Source organism: Bacillus sp. JJ1474 (genome assembly GCF_036965225.1).
Lineage (GTDB): Bacteria > Bacillota > Bacilli > Bacillales > Cytobacillaceae > Cytobacillus.
The window spans coordinates 1-7,803 of record NZ_JBALPC010000252.1 but is presented as its reverse complement, the minus strand read 5'-3'; the positions used below and the strand labels follow the sequence as shown (position 1 = coordinate 7,803).

Annotated in this window: 8 protein-coding genes; 6 read left to right on the top strand and 2 right to left on the bottom strand. The window is 34.4% G+C overall.

The genetic code is table 11. The features are described 5' to 3' along the window. Positions 1-235 precede the first annotated feature (235 nt). From V7164_RS23665 to corA, 5 genes are all read left to right on the top strand, one after another. Positions 236-868: an NUDIX hydrolase gene (locus V7164_RS23665; RefSeq protein WP_335347398.1), complete on the top strand. Its 633-nt coding sequence runs from the start codon at positions 236-238 to the stop codon at positions 866-868. Between the two features lie 42 nt (positions 869-910). After that, the gene (locus V7164_RS23660) at positions 911-2,095 is read left to right on the top strand and encodes a DHH family phosphoesterase (RefSeq protein WP_335355418.1); all 1,185 of its coding nucleotides are present in this window, start codon (positions 911-913) and stop codon (positions 2,093-2,095) included. A gap of 156 nt (positions 2,096-2,251) precedes the next feature. Beyond that, positions 2,252-2,581, top strand: a complete 330-nt coding sequence (locus V7164_RS23655) for a GNAT family N-acetyltransferase (RefSeq protein WP_438824744.1) — start codon at positions 2,252-2,254, stop codon at positions 2,579-2,581. 10 nt (positions 2,582-2,591) lie between these two features. Beyond that, the gene (locus tag V7164_RS23650) at positions 2,592-3,023 is read left to right on the top strand and encodes a hypothetical protein (RefSeq protein WP_335355416.1); all 432 of its coding nucleotides are present in this window, start codon (positions 2,592-2,594) and stop codon (positions 3,021-3,023) included. Positions 3,024-3,133: 110 nt separating this feature from the next. Further along, positions 3,134-4,075 carry a magnesium/cobalt transporter CorA gene (gene corA / locus V7164_RS23645; RefSeq protein ID WP_335347493.1) on the top strand — a complete coding sequence of 314 codons (942 nt, stop codon included), beginning with the start codon at positions 3,134-3,136 and terminating at the stop codon, positions 4,073-4,075. Between the two features lie 227 nt (positions 4,076-4,302). Here corA and V7164_RS23640 read toward each other — a convergent pair whose 3' ends face one another. Together V7164_RS23640 and V7164_RS23635 are read right to left on the bottom strand one after the other, a co-directional pair. Then, positions 4,303-5,019, bottom strand: coding sequence for an NAD-dependent protein deacylase (locus tag V7164_RS23640; RefSeq protein ID WP_335355415.1), 717 nt, complete (start codon positions 5,017-5,019; stop codon positions 4,303-4,305). Between the two features lie 24 nt (positions 5,020-5,043). Beyond that, the gene (locus tag V7164_RS23635) at positions 5,044-5,493 is read right to left on the bottom strand and encodes an SRPBCC family protein (protein WP_335355414.1); all 450 of its coding nucleotides are present in this window, start codon (positions 5,491-5,493) and stop codon (positions 5,044-5,046) included. Positions 5,494-5,697: 204 nt separating this feature from the next. Here V7164_RS23635 and htpG point away from each other — a divergent pair, with 204 nt between their 5' ends. Beyond that, on the top strand, positions 5,698-7,578 hold the full coding sequence (htpG, locus tag V7164_RS23630; RefSeq protein ID WP_335355413.1) for a molecular chaperone HtpG: 1,881 nt from the start codon (positions 5,698-5,700) through the stop codon (positions 7,576-7,578). Positions 7,579-7,803 lie beyond the last annotated feature (225 nt).

Sequence of the window (7,803 nt, the reverse complement as noted above, 5' to 3'; positions counted from 1 at the left end):
ATTTTGTACCTGTGGAATATCATCGAGAGTCATAGTCCGGATAGAATAATTCATGTAAATCCACCTTTCTTATTATTATAAAAATGTATTTTTTTCCAATATTATCATAGTTAGGGAAAATTAGTGTTTAATTTATTTATATCTAAGGGAAATTAATGTAATGTTTCTAAATTAATAGATATAATCATTTTAGTAGGAAAATTCAGGTAAAGAAACCTAGGCTAAGGAGAAAGAGATGGAACAAGAATTACTAAACATATTTGATCAACAAAGAAATCCTATAGGAGTTGCCTCACGGGAGGAAGTACATCGAGCAGGATATTGGCATGAAACATTTCATTGTTGGTTCATAAGTGAAGATGATGGGGTACATTATATTTATCTGCAAAAAAGAAGTGCGTTAAAGAAAGATTATCCCAATTATTTAGATATTACAGCAGCTGGGCATATTTTAGCACAGGAAACAATTCAAGATGGTGTTCGGGAAATAAAAGAGGAATTAGGGATTAACGTCACATATAATGAGTTGGTTCCTTTAGGTATTATTAAATACAGCCATACTAGAGATGAATTTATTGATAATGAAATTGCACATGTTTTTTTATATAAGAGTCGATTTTCTATTAATGAGTACATTTTGCAAAAAGAAGAAGTAGCAGGAATTGTTAAAGTTGAATTTCAAGACTTTTCAAGGCTTTTGCTACGAGAGTGTGATGAAATTACGATAGAAGGTTTCGAAATTAATCAGTTTGGAAAAAAAATAACCGTTCAGAAGCAGGTAAGGAGAAAAGACTTTGTTCCGCATGAACAATCTTATTATGAGGAAATAATAGACTTGATTACTAAAGAAATTAATAATTATTTATAATTTTTCCAAATGCAAACCATACTACGTTCAGAGGTGAGGATCATGTACAAACTATTATCACATAATGACTTGGACGGGGTTGGATGTGGAATATTGGCGAAGCTTGCATTTGATAAGCAAGTAAAGGTTCGCTACAATTCCGTATCGGGTCTAGACCGTGAAGTGGAATGGTTTTTAGAAAACGATAGCAAGGAAACATTTCTATTTATTACAGATTTATCCGTAAGTAAAGAAAATGAAGGTAGACTTGATGAGTTTTACCACTCGGGCGGGAAGTTACAGCTGCTGGATCATCATAAAACGTCTCTGCATTACAACGATTATGATTGGGGGCATGTCATTGTTGAGGCTGAAGAAGGAAAGTTAACTTCTGCTACATCCTTACTTTATGAATATCTTGTTTCCAAGCAGTTGTTAAACCGATCGGAAGCTATTACTGAATTTGTGGAGCTTGTCAGGCAATATGATACGTGGGAATGGGAAAAGAATAATAATCAGCAGGCTCAGCGGCTGAATGCACTTTTTTTTCTAGTTTCCATTGAGGAATTTGAAGAAAAAATGATTAGCCGGCTCAAAACAAGTGATCATTTCCGCTTTGATGAGTTTGAACAAAAGATTCTTGATATGGAAGAAAATAAGATTGAGCGTTACATACGCCGGAAAAGGCGAGAGTTGGTCCAAACGAAAATTGGAAAATATTTTGCCGGAATTGTTTATGCAGAATCTTACCATTCCGAGCTGGGGAATGAATTAGGAAAAGAATATCCCCATCTTGATTATATTGCGATCATAAATATCGGTGGAAAACGTCTTGGATTCAGAACGATCCATGATCATATAGATGTTTCTGAAGTGGCGGGGCAATATGGTGGGGGCGGCCATGCGAAAGCATCGGGCTGTACTTTAACTGACAAGGCTTACCGACAGTTTGCTGCAGAGACATTTCATTTAGAGCCACTAAGAGAGGATTCGAAGCAGAATCGTTATAATGTGAAACAATCTGCTTTTGGAACTCTTTATCAAAATCGAACGGAAGATTTATTCCTTTTATATTCAAACGATGATCAAACATGGAGTATTGAACAAAATAAAATAAAAATGAATCAGAACTATTCAAGTTTTGAAGAAGCCGAAAGTTACTTAAAAAGAAATTATGCTGCCTGGCTTGTAAGAGATGATATATTTGTTGATTATTTGATGAAAGAAGTGAAAAAGAAAGACATATAAGCAAAAACATAATACTATTAAATGGAAAATAAGAATTAGGGNNCTTTTTGAATAACAACGTAGGAAAGAGGAAATTCTTTGAAAGATCTTGTATTTGTAAAAGATTATCAAGCTAATGATCAGCTAAGAAAAAGTTTTTTCAATTTGGCAGTTGAGGTGTTCGGAATAAACTTTTACAGCTGGTATGAAAACGGATTTTGGACAGAAAAATATATCCCTTATTCATTCGCAGAAGGTGATCAAATCGTTGCAAATGTATCGGTTAACCGCATTGACTTGATTCTTAATAGTGAGAGAAAAAGAGCTCTTCAAATTGGTACGGTCATGACCCATCCCGATTATCGCAATCGAGGGCTTTCGGCAAATTTAATGAACCGAATTTTAGAAGAATACAAGAATGAATATGATTATATGTATTTATTAGCTAATCATACTGTTTTAAATTTTTATCCTAAGTTCGGTTTTCGTCCTGTTCNNACATTTTGAACAGGCCAAAATGCGCAAGCTGGACGGGAAAAATCAAGCGGATCTCCAATTTATCTATCACTTCGCAACTGAAAGAGTTTCTGTTTCTCAAAAATTTGGAACAAACAACACATCAGAACTCCTAATGTTTTACTGTTTAAATGTCTTCCATAATGATATTTATTATATCGAAGATGAGAATATTATACTGATCTATCAACAAGAAGATAACGAGATACATATTTTTGACATTATTAGCAAAAAAGAAATACAGATTGAAGAGATACTTTCAAAAATAACAAAGAAGGGTACATTTAAAATTGTTTTTCACTATACTCCAGATTATCAGAGAATACATTTTGATAGGGAAATTTTTAAAGGAAGTGAAGTGCTTTTTGTTAGGGACGCCGAACACAATAATTTTCCGGAAAACATTAAGCATCCAATAATATCTCAAGCATAAAAAATGTTGCAATAGGTGTCCGAGGTATTCTCTGATCATTTTGACATGAGTATAGGCATGTTTAATCCACATCCAGAGCAAACTATTCGTGTTAGGAGGATTTTATCCGTATGATCCGTTCTTTTTCGATAACGAGTGACTTTCAGCTTGCAGAGAATCTGCCCATTGAGCAATTATTTCAAGACGATATAAAATGGTTTTGGATAGACTTTGAATCTCCAACTGAAGAAGAAACGAATCTTCTTAAAACCCATTTTAACTTCCATCCATTAGCGATAGATGATTGCTTGCATTTACTGCAACGGCCGAAGCTTGATTACTATGAGGGTTATGATTTTTATGTCATCCACACATTAAATCAGCATACCCTTCTGCCAGAAGAAGTGGATGTGTTTGTAGGAAAAAATTTTATCGTCACCTTTCATTTAACTCCTTCGTCTGAAATAACTATCGTAAGACAAAAGTTATTAGCGAATGATTTACATTATAAAAAAGGAGCTTTACATTTATTTTATCAATTGATGGATAAAATAGTTGATGAGTATTTTCCGGCCGTTTATAAAATCGAGGATGAGCTAAACGAGATTGAATTAAAAGATGCCAAGAAAGATTTAATGAATGATGTATTTGAAATACGAAGCCAATTGTTAAAGCTTCGAAGGACAATTTTTCCAATGCGTGAATTATTATATCGAATTTTAAATTCTGAAAGGGTTATAATTCCAAAGGATGAGAGAATGTATTTCATGGATATTTATGATCATTTGCTTAAACTTTCGGAAATGATAGAGTCTAATCGTGAAATGACGAATGATATTCGAGACAGTTATATCTCACTAAATTCAGACCGAATGAATAATATCATGAAAACCCTGACAGTTATGTCTTCCATTTTTATTCCTTTAACTTTTATTGCCAGCATTTATGGGATGAACTTCGAATACATGCCAGAACTCACTTGGAAATGGGGCTATTTCGGAATACTTGGTGTTATGCTATTAGTCGGATCTACCTTGCTTTTTGTTCTATGGCGAATGGGCTGGTTTAAATAAGATGTATTAATAATAAAAATCGGCATCGAATGACATTAATCAAAGTTAGGGCTGTTTTGTTTATAAAATGAACAGCCCTTTGACTTTTCTAAACTTATTTAATTAGATAAATATAATAATTAGAACATCTGAAGGTTCATTGATTTTACCTCTTCAGGTTGAAAAACGATCACAAAAGAATAGGCAATGGAATGGTTTTCACCAATCACATTTGATCATTATTTCGGTCAATTCTTCAATTCTCCATCAAGTTCACTCAGCCACATTCCTATTTTCTTGCTATTTATGACCTCATCAGCATAAAAATCAAAATCTGTAGGCTCCATATTCACAATGACTAATTTTGCCCCATTTTCTTTTGCAATCAATGGAAATTGATTAGCTGGTGAAACCGTTAGGGAAGAGCCAAGAACGATAAACAGCTCCGCCTTCTCCGCTTCCACCAGAGCAAGTTGAAATGCAGCTTCAGGCAATGATTCGCCGAATAATACTATGGATGGACGCAGCAACCCGCCGCATCGGCAAGAATAGGCTTCATTTATGTATTCCCCGCTGCTATATTTTTTCCCGCAAGACTGGCAGTGTAATTGCTGTAATGTGCCGTGAAGCTCAGCAACTTTCTTGTTCCCTGCGAGCTGGTGAAAACCATCGACATTCTGAGTAATAATTGATTGAATGATCCCGCGTTTTTCCCAATCAGCTAATATATAATGTCCTTTATGCGGCTGATACTCTTTTACCCCAAGTACTCGCTCACGATAAAATTCAGTGAATTCGTCTACATTATCATTGAGTGATTTTACGCTGGCAATCTTTTTCGGATCTTTCTTGTTCCACATTCCTTCTTTAGAAGACCGGAAATCAGGCAATCCACTTTCGGTTGACATCCCTGCCCCTGAAAAAACCACTGTATATTTAGATTCCTTTAACCAAAGATTAATCAATTTTCCCACTGCCTCCTTTAACTATTAAGCTTCAGATTCAGCGATTTGCTTGACCCTATCCGAAAATTCTACTACTACCTTTTTGTTTGATAGTAGCAATAGTAATTTGACAAACCATTTTAATGGTCGATTGGTAGCTGTGTATTTAAATAAAGTTTTTTCATCACTAATATGAATTAATTCATAAAAAGCTGTTATGTCGAACATGTTTGCCAATACGAATCCTACTTTTAGCTTTTTATACGTAGGTGAGTCCAAATACTCTAAAGTTTTAACATCATACTCTTCGATTCGTTTTCCTTCTTTATACTTTTGACGGTAAACACTTCCGACCCCTTCATCCGTAATCTTTATTGGTGTGTGTTCAATTACATTGGGCATGATTTTTTGCATATTCTCTAATGAGCCATTAAGGAGATTCCATATTCTTTCGATAGGGGCTTCTATTTCCACTTCATGTGTCCATTGTTTCATCTTTAGCAAACTCTCCTTTATATAAAATATAGAAAAATCTTCTAATTACGTTAGTAATATTTATTTTACCATGAATTGAAGATAGTTCAATTGACAAGAAAAAGAGGATATGGTATTTAATTGTTAGTGGTTTAGCACTCTGATAGGAAGAGTGCTAATTTGGCTATTCATATCAGATGTAAAGTATTGGAAGGAGAGGACATAATGGAAAAAATACAATTTCAAGCAGAATCGAAAAGGCTCTTAGAAATGATGATCAACTCCATCTATTCTCAAAAGGAAGTATTCTTGCGAGAGTTGATTTCAAATGCAAGTGATGCAATTGACAAAATATATTACAAAGCACTTACAGATGAAAATTTAAGCTTTAACAAAGAAGACTACTACATAAAAGTTGTTCCTAAAAAAGAGAATAGAACCTTAACTATTTTTGATACCGGAATCGGAATGACGAAGGAAGAATTAGAAACCAATCTCGGGATCATTGCCAAAAGTGGTTCTTTAGCTTTTAAAAAAGAAAATGAACTTAAAGACGGCCATGATATTATTGGTCAATTCGGAGTTGGATTTTATGCTGCCTTTATGGTCGCAGATGTTGTAACTGTTATTAGTAAAGCTTTAGGCAGTGATCAAGCATACAAGTGGGAATCCGAAGGTGCGGATGGATACACAATCGTCCCAAGTGAAAAAGAACAGGTAGGCACTGAAATTATTTTAAAAATAAAAGAAAATCATGAAGAAGATACTTATGATGAGTATCTTGATGAATATCGCTTAAAAGCTATTATTAAAAAATACTCTGATTTTATTCGCTACCCGATCAAAATGGATATTACAGGAAAAAGAGCAAAAGAAGGCAGTGACAATGAATTAGAAGATTATACAGAAGAACAAATTATTAATAGCATGGTTCCGATTTGGAGAAAGAACAAGAATGAATTAACCGAAGGGGATTACACCTCTTTTTATCACGAAAAACATTATGGATTTGACAAGCCGCTGAAGCACATTCACATCAGTGCTGACGGTGCCATCAGATATAATGCGATTCTGTACATTCCAGAGAAAATACCTTTTGATTATTATTCTAAAGAATATGAAAAGGGGCTGGAGTTATATTCCAATGGCGTATTAATCATGAATAAATGCGCAGATTTACTTCCAGACTATTTTGGGTTTGTTAAAGGAATGGTGGACTCTGAGGATTTATCACTGAATATTTCGAGAGAGATCTTGCAGCATGATCGTCAGTTAAAGCTCATTGCGAAAAACATAAATAAAAAGATTAAAAGCGATCTGCAAAGCTTGCTGAAAAATGAAAGAGAAAAATACGAAACGTTTTATCAATCTTTTGGCAAACAGTTAAAGTTTGGCGTATATAGTGATTTTGGAACGCATAAAGAGGTTTTACAAGATTTATTAATGTTCTATTCTTCAAAGGAAAAGAAGTTAGTTACATTAGATGAATATGTATCCAGAATGCCTGAAGACCAAAAATATATCTATTATGCATCTGGAGAATCGAACGAGAGAATTGCGAAGCTCCCACAAGCAGAGTTAGTGGCAGAAAAGGGCTATGAAATTCTATACTTCACTGATGATATTGATGAGTTTGCTATAAAAATGCTTATGACCTATAAAGAGAAAGAGTTTAGGTCTGTGTCGAGCGCAGATTTAGGCATTGACGAGAATGAAAATAATCAAGATGCGGATAAGGAAGTAAATGAAAATAAAGAACTCTTTGACTATATGAAAGAGATCTTATCTGGAAAAGTAAAGGATGTTAGAGTTTCAAAAAGATTAAGAACTCACCCCGTTTGTTTATCATCCGATGGGGAAGTAACCATTGAAATGGAAAAAATCCTTAATTCTATGCCAGATAATCAAAATGTTAAAGCAGATAAGGTTTTAGAAATTAATATGAATCATGAGGTATTCCATTCATTACAGTCGGCTTTTGAAAGCGATAAAGAGAAATTAACTTTATACACAAACCTTCTTTATAATCAGGCACTTTTAATCGAAGGGCTCCCAATCCAGGATCCTGTCGAATTTACGAATGATATTTGTAAAGTAATGGTTTAAACTAAAGAGCTGCTTCCGCAGCTCTTTTTTGCCTAATCAAATGACCGGTCGATGTAAAAAAGAGGCTAGAAATGTCACCGAAGAAAGTTTTGATGACTATTCAAAGTGAAAAAAGGGTGGAGCGGTCACCTAAGAGAGGTTCTGATGACCGTTCGAAGTGAAAAAAGGAGGGAGTGGTCACCAAAGAGTTGTTTTGATGACCATTTGAAGTGAAAAAAGGGTGGA